14 protein-coding genes are annotated in these 17,878 nt (G+C 67.8%); 11 read left to right on the top strand and 3 right to left on the bottom strand.

The genetic code is table 11. The features are described from left to right. Positions 1-185 precede the first annotated feature (185 nt). The 4 genes from G3T38_RS07250 to G3T38_RS07235 all read left to right on the top strand — a co-directional run bounded on the left by G3T38_RS07250 (position 186) and on the right by G3T38_RS07235 (position 5,155). Entirely contained in the window at positions 186-1,715 is a 1,530-nt protein-coding gene (locus tag G3T38_RS07250) for an SIR2 family protein (protein ID WP_163771455.1), read from the top strand. After that, positions 1,712-2,584 carry a sce7726 family protein gene (locus G3T38_RS07245; protein WP_163771453.1) on the top strand — a complete coding sequence of 291 codons (873 nt, stop codon included), beginning with the start codon at positions 1,712-1,714 and terminating at the stop codon, positions 2,582-2,584. The genes G3T38_RS07250 and G3T38_RS07245 overlap by 4 nt, the downstream gene beginning before the upstream one ends. Before the next feature lies 1 nt (position 2,585). Next, complete coding sequence (locus tag G3T38_RS07240) at positions 2,586-3,509, top strand: sce7725 family protein (RefSeq protein WP_163771451.1); 924 nt, start codon at positions 2,586-2,588, stop codon at positions 3,507-3,509. Positions 3,510-3,784: 275 nt separating this feature from the next. After that, a complete protein-coding gene (locus tag G3T38_RS07235; protein WP_163771449.1) occupies positions 3,785-5,155 on the top strand; it encodes a restriction endonuclease in 1,371 nt (456 codons plus the stop codon). Positions 5,156-5,202: 47 nt separating this feature from the next. Here G3T38_RS07235 and G3T38_RS07230 read toward each other — a convergent pair whose 3' ends face one another. Further along, positions 5,203-5,748, bottom strand: a complete 546-nt coding sequence (locus G3T38_RS07230; protein WP_163771447.1) for a TetR/AcrR family transcriptional regulator — start codon at positions 5,746-5,748, stop codon at positions 5,203-5,205. 100 nt (positions 5,749-5,848) lie between these two features. Here G3T38_RS07230 and G3T38_RS07225 point away from each other — a divergent pair, with 100 nt between their 5' ends. Next, a complete protein-coding gene (locus G3T38_RS07225; protein ID WP_163771445.1) occupies positions 5,849-7,432 on the top strand; it encodes a GMC oxidoreductase in 1,584 nt (527 codons plus the stop codon). A 43-nt stretch (positions 7,433-7,475) separates the two neighbouring features. On the opposite strand, the gene G3T38_RS07220 is transcribed toward G3T38_RS07225, so the two are convergent. After that, entirely contained in the window at positions 7,476-9,176 is a 1,701-nt protein-coding gene (locus G3T38_RS07220; protein WP_163771443.1) for a DNA glycosylase AlkZ-like family protein, read from the bottom strand. Positions 9,177-9,487: 311 nt separating this feature from the next. On the opposite strand from G3T38_RS07220, the gene G3T38_RS22550 reads away from it, so the two are divergent. Next, the gene (locus G3T38_RS22550; RefSeq protein ID WP_163771441.1) at positions 9,488-10,504 is read left to right on the top strand and encodes a DUF4268 domain-containing protein; all 1,017 of its coding nucleotides are present in this window, start codon (positions 9,488-9,490) and stop codon (positions 10,502-10,504) included. Between the two features lie 63 nt (positions 10,505-10,567). Here the strand turns inward: G3T38_RS22550 and G3T38_RS07210 are convergent, their stop codons facing one another. Further along, complete coding sequence (locus G3T38_RS07210) at positions 10,568-11,647, bottom strand: hypothetical protein (protein ID WP_163771439.1); 1,080 nt, start codon at positions 11,645-11,647, stop codon at positions 10,568-10,570. 158 nt (positions 11,648-11,805) lie between these two features. Here G3T38_RS07210 and G3T38_RS07205 point away from each other — a divergent pair, with 158 nt between their 5' ends. The 5 genes from G3T38_RS07205 (at position 11,806) to G3T38_RS07185 (ending at position 17,852) form a co-directional block, all read left to right on the top strand. Further along, positions 11,806-12,384 (top strand): DUF1349 domain-containing protein, encoded by a 579-nt coding sequence (locus G3T38_RS07205; RefSeq protein ID WP_163771437.1) that lies wholly within the window; start codon positions 11,806-11,808, stop codon positions 12,382-12,384. Between the two features lie 77 nt (positions 12,385-12,461). Next, complete coding sequence (locus tag G3T38_RS07200) at positions 12,462-13,598, top strand: PucR family transcriptional regulator (protein ID WP_163771436.1); 1,137 nt, start codon at positions 12,462-12,464, stop codon at positions 13,596-13,598. 131 nt (positions 13,599-13,729) lie between these two features. Beyond that, on the top strand, positions 13,730-15,031 hold the full coding sequence (locus G3T38_RS07195) for an MFS transporter (RefSeq protein WP_206675818.1): 1,302 nt from the start codon (positions 13,730-13,732) through the stop codon (positions 15,029-15,031). Positions 15,032-15,059: 28 nt separating this feature from the next. Continuing rightward, positions 15,060-16,292 carry a thiolase family protein gene (locus G3T38_RS07190; protein ID WP_163771434.1) on the top strand — a complete coding sequence of 411 codons (1,233 nt, stop codon included), beginning with the start codon at positions 15,060-15,062 and terminating at the stop codon, positions 16,290-16,292. Positions 16,293-16,295: 3 nt separating this feature from the next. After that, positions 16,296-17,852: an AMP-binding protein gene (locus tag G3T38_RS07185; RefSeq protein ID WP_163771432.1), complete on the top strand. Its 1,557-nt coding sequence runs from the start codon at positions 16,296-16,298 to the stop codon at positions 17,850-17,852. The last annotated feature ends 26 nt before the right edge of the window (positions 17,853-17,878 follow it).

The raw sequence follows: 17,878 nt of genomic DNA, 5'->3' as shown, positions 1-17,878 counted from the left end.
CTACAGGTTTCGAGGAGCCTTCGCGGTGCGATCTCCACCGGTGCGTTCTGGCATCGTGCTGGGTTCGCTCCGCTACGAAGACCTCGGCGAGGCACACGCGAGGCTCGCCTGTTGTGCGAAAGTACCGCGTCTATGGGATCTGCAAAAACCCATTCCGCCGCTCTCGCAAACGTTACACTGCCGGCATGGGGGAAGCGTATGAGTTTTTGTCGTCACACCTGCGGAAGATGGCGTCGCCATACCTCTTCGTAGGTTCGGGACTTTCTCGAAGATACGCCGACCTGCCGACGTGGGAGGGACTTCTGCGACACTTCTCGGCGTTCACGAGCCACCCCTTTGAGTACTATCGCGGGCTTGCCTCCGGCGATCTCACCGCAGCCGCGTCTCTGATTGCCGCCGACTTCTACCCGGTTTGGTGGAGCGACTCCAGATTCGAGGCGTCGCGCTCGGCGCATGCCGACGACGTGTCGACACCTGCTTCCGCGCTCAAAATCGAAATTGCTAAATTCTTCACAGATTCACTGGTCGGATTTGTCATTCCGCCTGCGTATGCCGCGGAGTTCGAGACATTGCGCTCCGCAAATGTCGAAGGCATCGTGACGACAAACTACGATAAACTTTTGTCTGTTGCTTTCCCTGATTACACCGTGTTCGCCGGACAGGACAAGCTCCTTTTTTCGGATCCGCAGGGAATTGCCGAGATCTACATGATTCACGGCTCGTGCGATTCGCCCGAATCTATCGTGGTGACGCACGAAGACTACGAGGACTTCAGGGCTCGCGATGCTTACTTGGCCGCTAAGTTGATGACCTTTTTCGTAGAGCATCCAGTTATTTTCATCGGATATAGCCTCGGTGATTCAAATGTGCAGGAGATTCTGAGGTCGCTTGTCATCGCACTGCGGGGGAAAAACGCGGAGAAGTTGAAGGACCGACTTATCTTCGTACGGTGGAGTTCTTCTGGTGAAGAGGGCGTGAGGTCGCGGACTCTTCAGGTCGAGGGCGAGACGCTCGAGGCCCACGAGGTCGTGGTTCCGGACTTCATTGATGTTTTCAGGGCGCTCGGAGTACGCGAACGTGCGCTCCCCGCAAGGGTCCTCCGGCAGTTGAAGAATCAGGTTTACGAGCTAGTGAAAAGCAACGACCCCGATGGCCGTCTGGTTCAGATCTCCGATATCGACTCGCCCGATGACCCGTTGGACGTCGTTTTCGGCGTCGGCGCCAAGATGACTGTTAAGGGCGTTATCGGTTTGTCTCGGTGGGATCTTGTCGACGATGTTATTGGCGCCCCCGATCGCGGCCTTCCGAGCAAGCAAGTTGTCGAGGAGGCCTTCGGAAAGTCGTTCGCTAGTAATTGGTTTGTGCCATATTGGAAGCACCTTCGCCTCGGCGGCTTTCTAGATGACACCGGAGCACTCGTAGATGGGGTCACCGTACCTGCGAAGATCCTGGCTTACATGCGCCGAGATCGAACCAATTTGTCCCACCGGGGGACGTCGTCCGCCACCACTTTCTCGCAACTCCTAGCAAAAGTAGGCGAGGAGGGCGTGCTAAGTGCCCCGTGGGCTGTGCTCGATGCCACTACGGATGCTGCGGGCCTCCGCGACTTTCTCGAAGTCCGCCGTAACCTTCGTCTCGAGAGTTCGACCCAGTATGCCAAGTTGGTTGTGGTGTACGACTGGCTTCAGTACGGACCCCCGGCTGGCGGCGCATGAACGGCTACTCTTCCGCCAACGCAGTAGCCATTGCGATGCTCTCGGCGCGAGTCATCCGGTCCGCAATGAGCCGGGATCAGAAGACTCTGCTTGTCGCCCGCCGCGCGGTTGAGGACCTCGTAGAAGCTGGTTTTCTCAAGGATGATCGGACTGTGCGATCCGGCATCTGGGCATGCGACCGGTGGCTGCGTCGAAATTATCGCGGCGACGTTGTTTACCGTCGTGCCGTACTGGCCAAGTTTCGTCAACCCGACTTGAAGCTGCTCATCCCCGAGTTCCGAGTGGGGCAGTCAGTAGTGGATTACCTATTCGTGGGCAAGGACGCACACGCGGTAGAGATAAAGAGCGACCTTGATGGGTACGGCCGCCTACCCGCGCAATTGCGAAGCTATGGCAAAGTGGCGCCCCTAATCAGTTTGGTAGCAACTCCACGGGTAATGAACCGGGTGATGTCCGAACCGGCGTTCAATCATGTCGGTCTGCTCACCCTCGATGACGATCTGTCGTTGGTCGAGGTGCGCGAAGCCACCTACGCCGCCGAGTCGCTGGACGTTTCCACCATGATGCGATCGCTCCGTCGAGCGGAGTACACGCAGATTCTCAAGGATTCTGGTCGGGAGTTGCCGGATCTGCCGAACACGCGGATATTCGCGGCCGCTCTGGATTCTTCTGTGGAACTGGTTCGTGAGGACTACTATCGAGCCTTCGCGGGCCAGCTTTCGCGGAGGCGAACGAACATGTCGCGAACCGAGCTCCGACGATTCCCGGCGCCGCTACGACCGGCGTTGGTGAGTCTGGATCCAGAGCGTACTGAAATGGCGCGCTTGCGAATTTGGTTAGACACGGAGGTAAAGCATGTACTTTCCTAGGATGCGAGCGCGGCAACATGAACTTATAGGCGTCCGCGCGTCCGCCGCGAGCCTCGTCGGCGGCAGCGTGGTGCCGATCTTTGAGATCGTGCAGCAGCCGGATGCAAAGCTCGACTCCAGGTTGAACCTGATAGCTGACTCGGGGCTGACTTGCTCATTGATCCTGAATCCATCGGTCGGGCACTTCTCTGGACCCGGTGAATGGCGGCAACTTGCTGATTTTCTCCAGACGAGCGGTTTGATACGGAGGCATGGTCTTACAGTTCTGTCGAACGCGTCTGCCGACCATGAAGCGATGTCTGCTTGGATTGAGGGCCGTCGGGCTGCGGGAGATGATTTTCCTGTCGATATCTTCCATGAACCAGATTTGTCAGTTCGGTTAAGCGGCCGCACTTACCGGAGCATTCGATACAATATTGCCACCGACCGGACCATTCCGGCGGCCTATGGTTTGCCGCTCAGTGGTCTTCCTGTGGTTCTTTCTGTTGACCCATTTCCTGCATTGCCGCGAAATAAAGATTACCTGAACCTTGGGGAGAGTATCTTCAATTCTCAGGTTGCAGGATTTCGTTCTGCGGGTTATGCAGGCTTGAGCGACTTCCTGACCTTAGGGAGAAGTTTTCAGGTTGGGGGCGGGCCAGCGTACGCCGTCGCTATCCACCTGACCTATCAGGTGGGGTCTATGGTGCGGATACGCCACTTCTGCTCTGATAGCAACGAGACCCAGGACGACCCCGGGGGGAAGTTTCTAGAGGCGCTCGAAAAGTTGGTCAGGTTTGCGTCGGATTCAAGTATTCGGACGAATCGTGGCCTGGCGGCATTCGTTGATCTTCACGCGCGGCAGCATTTCCCCGGCCTCGGCAAGGTCAAAGAATTTTCGATCATGAACCACTTGGAGGTGATGGCGCGCGCCATCTCGGTCTGAACAGATTGGTTCAGTGCGCGCACTACCAGGAATCAGCGCGGCGCCGAACACACCCGCGCCTTATCGGGCCAAGTGAGCGCTCGCATCAGGCGGCAGTTCACGCAAATGCGGTCAGCCGCTGACGCACAGGCGGTACACGTGGGGGCCCGGTGCGCCGGTTGGCCGCGACATCTCAGCAATTCCGGCCGCTAGCCGCTGCTCGCAGGGCCGGTCGACGGGTCGATCTGCCGGCGAGTACAAGACCGTATCGGTTGCGTGACCCTAGGCTGAGCTCCGTGGATGACAAGCGGGTCGAGAGCAGTTGGTACGACCGCGCGCGTCTAGGCAACACCCCCCGGCACGTGTTCGTCCACGACGAGCTCCGTTACGCCCAACGCGCCAACCAGCGAGACGTCGAACTCAACGGCTTCATCAACTATCACTGGCTAACGAGTCCCGACGCCAACGGTCGGCCGAAGGTCATGCTGGAGGCCGGTATCAACGCACCGTCGGAGGTGTTTGGGTCGGACGGGCAGCGCCGGCCGCTGGTCGCGATTCGTTCGAGCCCCTGGAAGGCTGGTCACGAGAGCAATCCGTGGCACGACGAGTTCGATCTGGACCACGGGCATGTCCGCTACTTCGGAGACCACAAGCCCTCGACCGTAGGGCTCCCCGGTGCGACGAAGGGCAATCGCCTACTCCTCGAAGCTGCACGCCTCCATGCCGGGACGACGCGGCAGGAGCGTCTGCTCGCCCCGCCCCTGCTCCTTTTCCGGTCGACGACCGTCTATCGGGGTGGCCGCGCGATCGTAAAGGGTCACGTCGAGTTCTGCGGCGCAGCGATCATTGAGCGCCTCGAACACGTCGTCCAGAGGGACCCGGAGACTGGAAAGAGCTTTCCGAACATCGCATTGGACCTCGCTGTCGTCGCCGGACGCGAGATCGACGGCATCGACATGAGATGGATCGATGACCGCCGCGACCCCGACCTCGATTCGGAGACCGCTCTGCGGTATGCGCCCGACTCGTGGGTCCGGTGGGTGAAGGAGGGTCGCGTCGCGATACCCGGCGTGCGTCGACGCGTTCTCGCGAGCAGCGTGAAGGCGGCGAAGGACCAGCAGCCGGTACCCGGAACCCCCGATGCCGACGTTCTCTCGACGCTCTACACGTTCTATGACGGCCGTAAGCACGCCTTCGAGTTGCTCGCCTCCCAGGTCGCTGCGGAGGTGCTCCGAGAGTCTGGAGCGCGCTACAAGGAGGGATGGCTCTCGCGTTCGTCTGGCGACGGCGGCGTCGACTTCATCGGGCGCATCGACATGGGGTCCCTGTCAGCAAGTACTCCGGTCGTCGTCCTCGGCCAGGCAAAGTGCATCCAACCGACATCGTCCGTCTCCCCCGAGCAGGTGGCACGAGTCGTCGCCCGCCTGCGCCGCGGGTGGATCGGGGTGTACGTGACCACGGGCTCGTTCTCTAAGCAGGCACAGATCGAGATCATCGACGACCAGTACCCCGTCGTGCTGATTGCCGGGAAGACGCTGGCGACGACGGTCAGGCGCATGGCACAGGCCAACTACGGCGGTGATCTGGACGCTCTTCTGTCAGCGACCATCGACGGCTACGCCGGCGCCATCACTCACAGGCGCCCGGAGGAAGTGATCTCTATGTGACAGTCGGGCATCGACTCAGACGGGCGTGAGGCTCGTTGCCTCTGGCGCTATCGCATCAACCGCTGCATCGCTCCGGCGAGTTCACCCGCGACCACGTTCCCCGTCCGCCCATCCGTGATCGCCACCAGGCACAACGCCCGCACACACCGCGCCAGCCACTCATCGCTCAAGTCAGACACCAGCTCCCCCGCCGCCCGCCGATCTGCGAGAAAAGAAGCAATCGGCTCATCCGGCACCACCAACCGCGCCAGGTCCTCGATCGAGTGCGGCTGGCTTACCAGCACGTGCCGGTACGCCTCGGCCACCGCCACGACCTCCTGCGCCAAGCGGTCGAGCGCGTCGTACAGGGGGAGGTCGGCGAGGCCGTCCAGCAGCTGCGGCAGCACGGTGTCGGCGATGGAGCGGGTCAGGGCGTCGAGGACGGCCTCGGTGCCGCTGAAGTGGCGGTAGAACGTCGCCCGCGTCAGGCCCGCCTCCCGGGCGAGGCCGCTGACGCTCAGTCCCTCGCCGGCCAGCAGCAGGCGTTCGGCCGCCTCCAGGATCGCCTCGCGGCTCCGTCGTCCGTCGGCGCGCTGGGCCTCCGGGCGACTCATGCGGCGAGCCTAGCCACCGCCAACCCTTGACGATAAGTGAGACACCTGTCAGGTTTCCGGTGCACAAGCGTGCTCTGAGCCCCTTCTCGGGAGGTCCTCCATGCCTGCTCTGTCCCGTCGCGCCCTCATCGGAGGCGCCACCGCTGCCGCTGCCGTCGCCGGTCTTGCCCGGCCCGCCTGGGCCACTGTCCCCGTCCGCCGCGACCGCCGCCGCGTCGTCATCATCGGCTCGGGCTTCGGTGGCGCGGTCGCCGCGCTCCGCCTGACGCAGGCCGGCGTACCCGTCACCCTCCTCGAGCAGGGCCGCCGCTGGCCGGTCGCCCCGGGCAGCGACACGTTCCCGACCGTCGCCACGCTCGACGAGCGGGCGCTCTTCTACGGCTCGGCCCCCGAGCTGTTCGGCCGGCCGCTCAGCCCCGCGCCGTACGCCGGCATCTTCAACGCCACCCCCAGCCCGACGATGACGGTGATGAGCGGGGTGGGGTACGGCGGCGGCTCGCTCACCTACCAGGGCATGAGCCTCGTGCCGGACCGTGCCGTGTTCGAGCACGAGTTCCCGGCGGGGCTGGACTACGACGAGCTCGCGACGGAGCACTACGCGGAGGTCGCCCGCATGCTCCGCCTGGCCACCGCTCCCGACGAGCTGATCGCCTCCGCGCCGTACCGCGCCGCCCGCACCTTCCGCGAGCGAGCCCTCGCCGCCGGGCAGAGCGTCGAGAAGATCCCCATGCCGATCGACTGGAGCTACGCGCTGCGGGAGCTGCGCGACGAGCTGCCGCCGTCGTTCACCAACGGCGACTGCGCGCTCGGCGCCAACAACGGCGGCAAGCACAGCCTCGACGTCACCTACCTCAAGGCCGCCGAGGAGACCGGCCTGCTCGAGGTACGCCTCCTCCACCGCGTCACCGACGTCGCGCGCACCGCTGCGGGGGAGTGGGAGGTGACCGCCGCGCGCACCGACCTGCGCGGCACCCGCCAGGAGACCGTCGTGCTCACCTCGCCCACGCTCGTCATGGGCGCCGGCAGCGTCGGCACGACGAAGATGCTCGTGCGCGCCGCCGCGACCGGCGCGATCCCCGACCTCCCGGACGCCGTGGGCCGCGGCTGGGGCACCAACGCCGACCGGATCTACGTGTGGTCGGACCCGCTCCGCGGGTTCGGTACGCCGCAGGGCGGCCCCGTCGTCTTCGGCAGCAAGGACTGGTCGGACCCGGCGCGCGCGACGACCATCATCCAGGCGTCGATCCCGCCCATCGGCATCGCCGGGCTCGACCTCGACCCGCGCAGCACGATGATGGTCGGCTACGGCGTGAGCGCGGCGCGCGGGCACTTCGCCTACGACGGCCTCACCGACTCCGCCAACCTCCGCTGGCTGCCCGAGGGCGACCACGCGGTGCAGTACGGCGCGATCGCGCCCCGCGCGCACCAGATCGCCGGGCTGGGCTCGGTGCTCGTGGACACCAACGCGCTCGTGCCCTCGACGTGGCACCCGCTCGGCGGGGTCAACATGGGCGAGGCCTGCGACCTGGAGGGGCGGGTGCTGGGGCAGAAGGGGCTGTACGTGCTCGACGGTGCGCTGCTGCCGGGCACCGCCGCGGCGTGCAATCCCTCGATGACGATCGCGGCGGTGGCCGAGCGGGCGATGAAGCGGATCGTGCGGGACGACGTGGGGGTGGTCGTCTGAATGCCGCTATCTCCACGCCCGGTCGGCCGGGAGCCAACCGACGTCAGTCGCTCGGTGTCGACCGCCGTACGTAGTGAGCGCCCCGTCGTTCCCCGCGGAGCTCGAGCTCGCCAGCCTCGGTCAGTCGCTTCAGGACGGTGCGGGCCTGTCCGGGACTTAAGTGGCACAGCTCCGCCGTTTTGCCCCGGGTGATGGAGCCGAATTGGTCGACGTACGCCAGGATCATGTGCTCTTGCTGGATCGGATCCGTGTCGCGGAGGCGGACGTATTCGCTCGACTGAGCAAGCCGGTAGAAGGCCGCGGTCAGGTGGTGCCGCCGGTGACGTCCCGTTCCCCTGGACTCCACGAGGCCCATCTCGGTAAGGCGGGCGACGTGTGTCCTCACGGAGGACTCGGCCTCCCTGAGCGCTTCGACGAGCTCGGCCGTGGTCTGCGGACCGGTCGCCTTGAGCTCGTGGAGGATCTGCAGCTGTGGCAGAAGGAGTGATCGGCCGTCGGCATCCTCGTACTCGAGGACGAAGCGGACCATCTCCAGGTCGGCATCACTCGTGCTGATCTGGACGATCACCGCGTTGTCGTTGGTCGCCGAGTAGTCCGGTCCTCCGCGGCCGGCCCGGAGCAGCTGGGTGTACATCTCGCGGACACCGCGGCCCGCGCGGTCGACTATGCCGGCGCGCTTGAATGCCTCAGCCAGGATCGGACTGCGCGGCTTGGAGTCGTCGAGGAGGTTCTGCAGGGTGATGCCGGGCGGAAATCCGCCCGGGCTTCGTACGCGAAACCGATCCTCACTGAGCTGCACCGAGACTGGCCCGATCTCGGAGTAGTCGCGGTGGACCAGAGCGTTCGCGATGGACTCGCGGATGGTCCCGTCGGGAACCCTGGGTATCCCGATCCGGTGGAGCCCGAGGACGAGCTCTTGCTCGGAGTTGCGGACGTTGATCAACTGGAACAGTCGTTCGGCCGCGCGGAGGAGGGGGAGCCTCAGCGTCTCGTTGGCCGCAACCGAACCGTTTCGCATCTCTTGAAAGACGACCTCCGCCGTAGGGACGTACTGTTCGAGAGCACCAGTTGAGCCGAAGAGGAGCACGGCTCCGAGCGTCAACTGGTTGTCGTGCTCCGGAAGCACGAGCCGGAGGCTCTTCAGAATCTCGACGTCGCTGAGGTCCGCGAGGCTCCGGTCGCCCTTGCCCGTGGCGCACATCCGGCGGAAGCGCTCGAACTCGTCCCGGTCGAGGTCGCGGAGTGACGCACCTCGTGCGGGCGTAGCAGCGTAGTCGCGCCCTTGGGCCGTGAGCCCGACCGACAACATCTCGTGCAGTGGGTAAGCGACGCACTCCGGCTTGCCGTCCGCGCGGAGCGACCGCCGCACGTACTTACCCGACTTGGAACCGACAGGGACGGCGACGTCGGGGACATCGATCACAGCGATCTCCTTGCCTTCGAGCTCCACCAGCTCGATGGACGTGGCCAGCGGCGACTCCGTCCGGTTCAAGATCATTGCTTGCAGCAAGTGTGGCTGCGTGACGGAGCCGTGACGTGGTTCCAGTCCGGTGACTCGGCCGTCGTCCTCTACGCCGATCAGCAGCAGGCCTCCGTCGCCGTTCGCCAGGCAGATGGCCGCATCGACGATGTCGTTGTCGCTCATCGCCGCACGCTGCCCACGTTTGAACTCGACGGTGTAGGTCTCGCCGGCAGCGATCAGGCGGTTGAGCTGTGTAGGTGTCACGTGCCCATACTTATGCATATTTATGGCTGTCGCAACGGCGGTGGCGAGCAGTAATCATAGATATGCATACTGTTGCGCAGGCAAGAACCCGGTCGTCTGCTGACGGTTCATCGCGGTGCACTGCGCGACCGCCACAGTCGCTGAGCAGGCCCAGCTCCGGTGAGTGCCACTTTCTCCACCGCGTCAGCCTCCTTCAGGAGGCTAGGGCAGACCACCGACAGCCGCGCGCGGGTTAGCAATTCTGGTGAATCAGCCCTCTCTCCGAAACACCGTCGACGATGATCACTCCGTCGCGACGGCGCCGGTCCGTCGGCAGACCAGGGGGACTCGTGCAGATCAGCAAGCTGGTGCCGGTGGACATCCGGCAGGTGTGGCCCACGGAGCCGCACCACTTCACGCCGTGGCTGCTGGAGAACTCAGCGGCGCTGTCCGACGTGCTGGGTGTGCAGGTCAAGCTCGACGAGCGCGAGCACCGGGTCGGCAACTTCGCGCTCGACCTCAAGGGCCGCGTCGTCGGGAGCGACCAGATCGTCATCGTCGAGAACCAGTTCGGCTCGACCGACCACACCCACCTCGGGCAGATCATGACCTACGCGGGCGGCACGAACCCGGCGGTCGTCGTCTGGATGGCGGAGATCTTCCGAGAGGAGCACCGCGCCGCGCTCGACTGGCTGAACACCAACACCAACACCGACATCAAGTTCTTCGGGATCTCGCTCGGCGCCGTACGGATGGAGGGAGCCGACCAGAACCTCGTCGCGCCTCGGCTCGAGCTCGTCTGCGCGCCGAACGACTGGGAGAAGCTCGCGCGTCAGGACGCCGTCGCCGGCGCGGCGGGAGCGACGCCCCGCAACGAGCTCTACAAGCGGTTCTGGACCAAGTTCGGGGAGGTCGCGCGCACGCGGGGGTGGACGACCGGCACGGCTCCGGCCGCGAACTGGTGGTCGCTGTCGACCACGACGCCGGGTCACACGTGGAGCGTCTCGTACATGATCGGCGGCTGTCGCAGCGAGCTCTACATCGACACCGGCGACAAGCGGCGCAACGAGTACCTGCTGGCCCTGCTGCAGGAGCGCGAGCCCGACCTGTCGGCACGGGTCGGCCCAGAGGAGCTGCGGTTCGAGTACCTGCCGGACAAGCGGGCGTGTCGCCTCGAGATGCGCCGGGTCGGCCCCGTCATCACCGACGAGGAGCAGTGGGACGACGTGCTCGACTGGCTGGTCGGAACGCAGGAGCGTCTGCGCGCGGCCGTGCAGGCCACCGGTGGGCTTCCGGCCGGCGAGCCGCCCGAGGGCTGGGTCAGCCCGGCCGCCGAGCCGGAGGCACCCGGAGTCCCCGAGCTCTGACCCACCCCACACCGTCGCCGAGCGCGCCCCGCAGCGAGCGCGCTCGGCGACGGTCGTCTGAGGTCAGCTGCCGAGGACGACGTCCTCGTAGCCGCCGGTGTGCACGTGCTCGACCGAGCCGTCGGTGCCGACGCGCACCGTCACCAGCGTGTCGGCGGCGTCGGTGAGCTGCGCGAGCACGTGGTCGTCGTCCTCCCACGCGGTGTCGGCGACCCACCAGCCCTCGGCGGGCTCGAACGCGGTGACCGGCTCGCCCGTGGCGCTGTCGAGGAAGGCGAGCGTGCCGGAGCCGGCGCCGTCCCGGTAGGAGTCGTCGCCGAGCACCAGGCTGCCGTCGGGCGAGAACGACAGCACCCCGTAGTCCTGCTGGCCCCAGACCTGGGCGTTGTCCTCGTCGGTGATGCCCCAGAAGAGCACCTCGGGGTCGACCTCCTGGTCGCGGTCGAGCAGGCCGAGCAGCTGGTCGTTGCCGGCCGTCTCGCGCGCGTCGACGAGGATCTGGGGCGTCCACATCCACCGCGGCGCCTGGCCGGGGGAGAGGCGGTGGCTCTCCTCGCCGTCCGAGACGTAGACCCGGCAGTCGCTCTCGGAGCAAGCGCCCCCGGTGAGCGCGCCGATGCGCTGGAGGCCGCCGAAGTCACTGGCGGGCACGGTGAGCCGGGTCCAGGTCGGCCGACCGGCCTCGATCACGGCGACCTGACCGCGCTGCAGCACGGCCACCTTCGCGTGGGCGTCGTCCGCCACCAGGTTGCCGTCGGAGGCACGGCCGAGACCGGTCCACCCGAGCTGGGTGCCGGCGCGGTCGAAGATCGAGAGGCGCGGGGCCCAGGCCACGACGGAGGAGTCGTGGCGGGTCACGGCGACGCGGTCGCCGAACGCCGCCACGTCGATGACCGTGTCGAAGCCGTCGTCCGGGAGCACGAACGACGTGCCGTCCTCGAGGTGGACCGTGGTGCCGTCGGCCCACACGACACCGGCGGCCGCACCCTGCGGGGCGTCGGGGTCGAGGGTGATGGGACCGGCGTCGTACGACGGCATGCTCGCGCCCGGCGCGGCTCCCGCGCTGGCTCCGAGGGTCGTGCCGCCGACGGCCAGGGCGCCGAGGGCGAGGGCGACGAGGGTGGGGACGAGGCGTGCGCGCATGACAGTTCTCCTGTGCAGAGGTGGGAGGTCGTCGGCCCGGTGGGGGCGCGGCGACGAGGCTGCGACGGGGAACCGTCGTGCCCGAGATCGTTCTGCTGAGAAGACGCAGCACGGGGTCGACGGGTTGCACGGGCGCTCGCATCCATCACGATGGGGTCATGACGAACCAGCCCTGGGCGACTGGCCGCTGGACCCACGCCCCCGTCACGGCCACCGCCGACGGCGACGACCTCGTCGTGACGGCAGCGGAGGGGTCGGACGCGTGGCGACGCACGGCGTACGGCTTCGTCCACGACTCCGCGCACGCGCTGGTGGCGCCCTTCGCGGTCGGTACGGCGCTGGAGGTGACCTTCACGGCCGACCTGCCCGAGCAGTTCGACCAGGCGGGCGTGTTCGTCGCTGTCGACGAGGAGACCTGGGTGAAGGCCGGCCTCGAGCGCTCCGACGGGCTGCTGCAGCTCGGCGCCGTCGTGACCCGCGGGTGGTCGGACTGGTCGGTGGCGCCGGTCGACGACTGGTCGGGACGGCGCGTGACCGTGCGGGTCAGCCGGTCCGACGACGCGCTCGTCGTGCGGGCGGGGCTCGAGGGCGAGGACCAGCAGTTCGTCAGGGTCACGCCGCTCGACGGGGCGCGCGCCGCGGAGGCCGGGCCCTACCTCTGCTCACCGACGCGGGCCGGGCTCGCCGTGCGGTTCCACGCGTGGCGCGTGACGGAGGCGGACGCGGGGCTGCACTGAGGCCCGCAGCGGGGTCGCCGGCGACGCCGGTGCGGATAGCCGCCCGAGGCCGGTCACCCATGGGCCACCATGGCCCGATGGTCCAGGAGAACCGCGTGGCCGCTCTGGTCGATGCCCTGTCGCGGGACGAGCAGCTGGTCGAGCCCGTGGTCCGACGCGTCCGATCGGAGATCACGTCCTACGCGCTCGTCCCCACCGAGCAACTGGTGGTCAGCCTCGGACGGAACAGGGAACGGGCGTTGCGCACCCTGCGCGAGGGAGCGGTGCCCGTCGAGGACGAGATCTGGGAGGCCGAGCGGACCACGCTCGAACGGCTCGCCGCCGGGTTGCCGATCGAGGACATCATGTCGGGGTTCCGCATCTCCATCGCCGCGATCCAGGACCGTCTCGCGGAGACGGCCGAGGAGCTCGGGGTGGAGCTCGCCGAGATCGTGCGACTCACCCGCCTGCTCTGGAGGCTGAGCGACGTCTTCGCGGCTCAGGCGGCGAAGGCCTACCGGGCGCATGCGGTCGCGAGCGCCGTCGCCGAGCAACGCGTCCGGGACACCTGGGTCTCGGCGGTCCTGACCGGGAGCGGGCTCGACGACGACGCCCTCGACCGCGCACGCGCAGGTCTCGGTCTCGCTCCGGACGCGTCGTACGTCGCGTTCAGCGCGAAGCCCGTCGACGAGCTCTCCGCAGCGGACGCTCAGGCGCGGATCGCGGAGCGGCTCTCGGGCCAGCTGTGCTTGGTCATCCCCGGCGAGGAGCGCCTGGCCGGCATCCTGGAGGCCGTCCCCGCCGACGTCGACGGGCTCGTGCTGGGAGTCGGGCCGGCCGTGACCCCCGATCGCCTGGCCGAGAGCTTCGAGCTGGCGCAACGGATCCTCGACACCGCGGGGGCGGAGGTGCCGGGCACCTATACCGTGGGACGGCTGGGGTGGCGGCTCTCCGTCCGCCACGACCCGTGGCTGGGCGAGCACCTGAGGAGCACGTACGTCGAGCCCCTGGAGACCGCGCGAGGCCACAGCGGACCCATCCTGGACGCCCTCCGCGCCTACCTGGAGAACGAGCGGAACCTGGCGTCGGCGGCCGCCGTGCTGCACGTGCACGTCAACACGGTGCGCTACCGCCTCGCCCGCTTCGAGCAGCTGACGGGCAGGTCCCTGGCGAGCACCGACACCCTCGTGGACCTGGCCCACACGTTGCACGCGCTCGAGCTGGGAGTTTTGTAGGAGGGCACAAGGTCGGCCAACGAAGACTGGGCGGTTCTCCATAGATGACGGTGTGATCTGCATCGCATGGTTGTCGGGTCCTACTTCCGGCTGCTGCGGCAGCCGTCGTGTCCCGCGCAACGGAGATGACCATGGCCGAACCCCGCGTCGCCGAACCGACCGCCCTCGCACGCCCCACGAGCAGATCCCGACAGCTGCTCGCGGTGTGCGTCGGGAACGCCGTCGAGTGGTTCGACTGGTACATCTACTCGATCCTGGCGATCTACTTCGCCGGCCAGTTCTTCCCCGCGACCACCGATGACAGCCTGGTCCCGCTCCTGTCGACGCTCGCCATCTTCGCCGTCGGCTTCTTCGCCCGGCCCGTCGGCGGTCTCGTCATCGGCGTGCTCGCCGACCGCTTCGGCCGCCGCCGCGCCCTGAGCGGGACGATCGTCGGCATGGGCGTCGGCAGCCTGATGATCGGTCTGTCGCCGACCTACGAGCAGATCGGCATCCTCGCGCCGGTCATCCTCCTCGTCGCCCGCATCATCCAGGGAGCCTCGGCGGGCGGCGAGTACGCCGCCGGGTCCGCCTTCCTCATCGAGTCCGCCCCGAGCGCGCGCCGCGGGCTGTTCTCCAGCGTCTTCTACATGAGCGCCACCGTCGCCAACCTCGCTGCCATCGGCATGGCCGCGCTGCTGGCCAACCTCCTCGCCGCCGACGCCATGACCTCGTGGGGATGGCGCGTCCCGTTCCTGCTCGGCTCGGTCGCCGCGTTCGTGGGCCTCTGGGTGCGTCGGCGGGCGGAGGAGACGCTCCACGAGGACGTCATCGAGAAGCCCAAGGGCGACCGCGTCGGTCTCTTCGACTTCTTCCGCGAGCACCCGAAGGAAGCCCTGCAGATCTTCGGCCTCACGGCCGCGCCCGCACTGGTCTTCTACGTGTGGACGGCCTTCCTGCCGACCTACGCCAGCATCACCGTCGGCTTCGACGTGTCGAAGGGCCTCGTCACCGGCGTCATCTCGCTGTCGGTCTTCCTCCTCGCGCTCCCGGTCTGCGGCGCCCTGTCCGACAAGCTGGGTCGCCGTCCGATGCTGATCGCGTTCGGCCTGTTCTTCGTCATCGCGACGGTTCCGCTCCTGTCGTCCCTCCGGCCGACGATGGCGAGCCTGCTCCTCGTCCAGGTGACCGGACTGCTCTTCATCGCCTGCTGGGCCAGCATCAGTGCGGCGACCGCCGCCGAGCTCTTTCCGGCGCGGCTGCGCGGCGCGGGCATCGGGTTCCCCTACGCGCTGGCCGTCGCCCTGTTCGGGGGCACGGGCCCGTACGTCGCGACCTGGCTGGTCGACATCGGCCACGCGGAGCGGTTCGGCTGGTACGTCGCGGCGATCGCCGCCGTGAGCACGGTCGTCTACTTCCTCCTGCCCGAGACGGCCAAGCGGCCCCTGCGATGACCCGACCGATCGACCGAGGAGCGTCCGCATGAGCAGCAGGACCTGGATCGCCGGGGTCGGGATGACCGCGTTCGGTGTCCACCCCGACCGCACCAACCACGACCTGGCGCGTCAGGCGGTGCACGACGCCGTCGCCGACGCCGGTGGAGGGGCGTCGCTGTCAGCAGTCGACGCCGCCTTCTACGCCACGGCGGCGCACGGGTTCCTGGAGGGCCAGGCCACGATCTCCGGCGAGATCGCCCTGCGCGGCCTCGGCCTGGAGGGCATCCCCGTGCACAACGTCGAGAACGCCTGCGCCACGGGCGCCTCGGCGTTCAACCTCGCCGCCGCCTACGTGCGCGCCGGCGAGGCGGACGTGGCCCTGGCGGTCGGCGCCGAGAAGATGCACGTCGGGGACCCGGCCCGCACCATGTCGCTGTTCGAGGCCGGCTTCGACGTGACCGACCGGGCCGCGCTCGAGCGGACGCTCGTGGAGCTCGGCGGGGAGCTGGACGAACCTGACCTCGGCCCGCGGTCCATCTTCATGGACATCTACGCCGCCATGGCCCGCCAGCACATGCGCCTCTACGGCTCCACCCCCGAGCAGATCGCGGCGGTCGCCGCGAAGAACCACGCCCACGCCGTCGACAACGAGCGGGCCCACTACCGGCGCTCGATGACGGTGGCGGAGGTGCTGGGCGCGCGGCGGCTCTCCCACCCGTTGACCGTGCCGATGTGTGCCCCGGTCACCGACGGAGCGGCAGCCGTCGTCCTCTGCAGCGACGCCGGTCTGGCTCGGCTCCGGGCGGAGCACCCGGTCGAGGTGCTGGCCACCGTGCTGGGCACCGGTCACGATCGCGACACCACCCGCTTCGAGGGTCACCTCACCCAGGGGGTCGCGCGGCGGGCCTACGAGCGCGCCGGGCTCGGTCCCGACGAGGTCGACGTGGCCGAGGTGCACGACGCCACCGCGTTCGCCGAGGTGCTGCAGTCGGAGATGCTCGGCCTCGTGCCGCCCGGCGAGGGTGGTCGTGCCGCCGAGGCCGGTGAGACCACCATCGGTGGGCGCATCCCCATCAACCCGTCCGGCGGTCTGGAGTCCAAGGGGCACCCCCTCGGCGCCACCGGTCTCGGCCAGGTCTTCGAGCTCACGGAGCAGCTGCGCGGCCGTGCCGGCACCCGTCAGGTGGAGGGCGCTCGCGTCGCCCTGGCCGAGAACGGCGGCGGGTTCCACCGCGGTGAGGAAGCCGTGACCTCCGTCATCATCCTGCGAGGAGCCTGAGCCATGCCCATCATCGACTTCTTCGACCGGGGCTGGGCGTCCTCCCCCGACGCCGTCGCCTACTGCACGGACGACGAGAGCTGGACCTACGACGAGGCGCGCGAGCTGTCCTGCCGCATCGGCCACGCCCTCCTCGACGAGGGCCTGCAGCGGGAGGGCAAGGTCGCCGTCCTGTCCCCGAACGCTCCACTGGCGTGGATCTGCGTGCTCGGGGTCTGGCGCGCCGGCGGCGCCTGGGTCCCGCTCAACCCCGGGAACCCGGCCCACGAGAACGCCGACCTCCTGCGGCGCTTCGACGTCGAGGTCCTCTTCTACGACCCCGCCCTCGCCGACCAGGTCGAGGAGTTCGTCCGGCAGGGACTCGACCTGCGCCTCGTCGCGCTCCGTCCCGCGGCGGACGTCACGGTCCTGGAGGACTGGCTCGGCGGGCGCCCGTCGTACCCGCCCGTCGTGGTGGGGCAGCAGATGGACGACGTCGTCGCGATCTCCCCGACCGGCGGGACCACCGGCGTCCCCAAGGGGGTCATGAACACCCACCGCAGCTTCTCCGTCATGGTCGTCCACCAGATGCTGGCCCTCGCCTACACCGAGGACGAGCACCCCGTGAACCTGGCCGCTGCCCCGATGACCCACACGGCGGGCCTGTTCAGCCTGCAGACCTCCGCCCGCGGCGGCACGGTCGTCGTGGTGCCGCGGGCGACGCCCGAGCACATCCTGCCGGCGATCGAGAAGCACGGGGTCACGGAGCTCTTCCTGCCGCCGACGGTGATCTACCGCCTCCTCGACGTGCTCGCGGACCGGGTCGTCGACACCTCGTCCCTCAAGTACGTCATGTACGCCGCCGCGCCGATGTCGAGCAGGAAGCTGCGCGCGGGCATCGAGCGGCTCGGGCCCGTCTTCATCGAGTGCTACGGACAGGTCGAGGCGCCGGCCGCCATCACCTTCATGCGTCCGGAGGAGCACCTGCGCGACGGTGTCGTCGCCGACGACGACCGGCTCTCGTCGTGCGGCCGTCCCTACCCGCTCGTGCGCGTCGCGATCAAGGACCCCGACGAGGGCACCGTCCTCGCGCCGGGAGAGACCGGGGAGATCTGCGTGCAGGGCGACCTGGTGATGAAGGGCTACTACCGCGACCCGGAACGTACGGCGGAGACCATCCGCGACGGCTGGCTGCACACCGGAGACCTGGGGCGCCTCGACGAGGACGGCTACCTCCACCTCACGGACCGGAAGAAGGACATGATCATCACGGGTGGCTTCAACGTGTATCCCGGCGAGGTCGAGCAGGTGATCTGGTCGCTGCCCGAGGTCGAGGACTGCGCGGTGGTGGGCGCCCCCGACGCCGACTGGGGCGAGCGCGTCACTGCCGTCGTCGAGCTCAAGCCCGGGCGCTCGCTCGACGAGGACGCGGTGGTCGCCCACTGTCGTTCGTCGCTGAGCGGCGTGAAGACCCCCAAGCAGATCGTGTTCGTCGACCAGCTCCCCCGCAGTGCCAACGGCAAGGTGCTGAAGCGCGACGTCCGCCAGCGGTTCTGGGCCGCCGCCGACCGCGCCATCTGACCCGTCGGGCACGACACACTCGAGAG

The organism is Nocardioides zeae (assembly GCF_010686755.1).
Classification (GTDB): Bacteria; Actinomycetota; Actinomycetes; order Propionibacteriales; family Nocardioidaceae; genus Nocardioides; species Nocardioides zeae.
Note: the sequence above shows the minus strand (reverse complement) of the source record. Positions and strands in the feature narration are given on the sequence as shown.

Coding starts and splice junctions, on each gene's coding strand:
- G3T38_RS07250 (WP_163771455.1), top strand. CDS start 186: ATGGGGGAAGCGTATGAGTTTTTGTCGTCACACCTGCGGAAGATGGCG.
- G3T38_RS07245 (WP_163771453.1), top strand. CDS start 1,712: ATGAACGGCTACTCTTCCGCCAACGCAGTAGCCATTGCGATGCTCTCG.
- G3T38_RS07240 (WP_163771451.1), top strand. CDS start 2,586: ATGCGAGCGCGGCAACATGAACTTATAGGCGTCCGCGCGTCCGCCGCG.
- G3T38_RS07230 (WP_163771447.1), bottom strand. CDS start 5,748: ATGAGTCGCCCGGAGGCCCAGCGCGCCGACGGACGACGGAGCCGCGAG.
- G3T38_RS07225 (WP_163771445.1), top strand. CDS start 5,849: ATGCCTGCTCTGTCCCGTCGCGCCCTCATCGGAGGCGCCACCGCTGCC.
- G3T38_RS07220 (WP_163771443.1), bottom strand. CDS start 9,176: ATGCATAAGTATGGGCACGTGACACCTACACAGCTCAACCGCCTGATC.
- G3T38_RS07210 (WP_163771439.1), bottom strand. CDS start 11,647: ATGCGCGCACGCCTCGTCCCCACCCTCGTCGCCCTCGCCCTCGGCGCC.
- G3T38_RS07205 (WP_163771437.1), top strand. CDS start 11,806: ATGACGAACCAGCCCTGGGCGACTGGCCGCTGGACCCACGCCCCCGTC.
- G3T38_RS07200 (WP_163771436.1), top strand. CDS start 12,462: ATGGTCCAGGAGAACCGCGTGGCCGCTCTGGTCGATGCCCTGTCGCGG.
- G3T38_RS07195 (WP_206675818.1), top strand. CDS start 13,730: ATGGCCGAACCCCGCGTCGCCGAACCGACCGCCCTCGCACGCCCCACG.
- G3T38_RS07190 (WP_163771434.1), top strand. CDS start 15,060: ATGAGCAGCAGGACCTGGATCGCCGGGGTCGGGATGACCGCGTTCGGT.
- G3T38_RS07185 (WP_163771432.1), top strand. CDS start 16,296: ATGCCCATCATCGACTTCTTCGACCGGGGCTGGGCGTCCTCCCCCGAC.